The organism is Pseudomonas sp. P4_C3 (assembly GCF_056402075.1).
The window spans coordinates 1-779 of the sequence record NZ_JBFUIC010000734.1 but is presented as its reverse complement, the minus strand read 5'-3'; the positions used below and the strand labels follow the sequence as shown (position 1 = coordinate 779).

Annotated in this window: 2 protein-coding genes; both read right to left on the bottom strand. The window is 61.1% G+C overall.

Features of this window, described 5'->3' with window-relative positions:
* On the bottom strand, positions 1-354 hold a 354-nt coding region (locus tag AC1DVH_RS32135; RefSeq protein WP_477757168.1), incomplete at its 3' end, for a TetR/AcrR family transcriptional regulator.
* On the bottom strand, positions 341-779 hold a 439-nt coding region (locus AC1DVH_RS32130), incomplete at its 5' end, for a 3-hydroxyacyl-CoA dehydrogenase family protein (RefSeq protein ID WP_477757167.1). The genes AC1DVH_RS32135 and AC1DVH_RS32130, both read right to left, overlap by 14 nt.

Sequence of the window (779 nt, the reverse complement as noted above, 5' to 3'; positions counted from 1 at the left end):
CTGTTGCTCTTCGTTCAGGCAACCGCTGTCGCGCTCCACCAGGCGGAAATGCCAAGGCATCTCCCGATGCAGATTCAGATGGGCGCGGATCAGGCTGTTGAGTTTGTCGCGCTTGCCCGGAGCTTTTTGCTGGATACGTCCCAGGGTGGCCAGCAACTCCTCGTAGAACTCCTCGATCAGGTCGAGCAGCAGATGYTGTTTGCTCGGGTAATGGTGATACAGCGAGCCTGGAGAAAGCCCCAGGCACGTCGCGAGCTCACGCATGCCGACCTGGCCGAACCCCTTGCAGGCAAACAGCTCCAGGACTTTGTCCCGGTACTCGGCAAAGCGCGAGCAACGCTCAGGCATAGGCATGGAAGCCGCGCCCCGTTTTGCGTCCCAGGTAACCGGCGGCGACCATTTCCTTGAGCAACGGCGCCGGGCGATATTTGCTGTCGTTGAAACCGTCATAGAAAGCTTGGAGGATCGACAACAGGGTATCCAGGCCAATCAGGTCCGCCAGGGCCAACGGGCCGATAGGCTGATTGCAGCCCAGGCGCATGCCGGTGTCGATGTCTTCGGCGCTGGCCAGACCTTCCTGGAACACCAGGATCGCTTCGTTGATCATCGGCACCAGGATCCGGTTGACCACGAAGCCCGGACGGTTGCCGGCGGTGATCGCGGTTTTGCCGAGGGTGGTCGCCATGTCCAGCGCCAGTTTGTGGGTCGCGTCACTGGTTTGCAGGCCGCGGATGACTTCGATCAGGCCCATCACCGGCACCGGGTTGAAGAAATGCAGG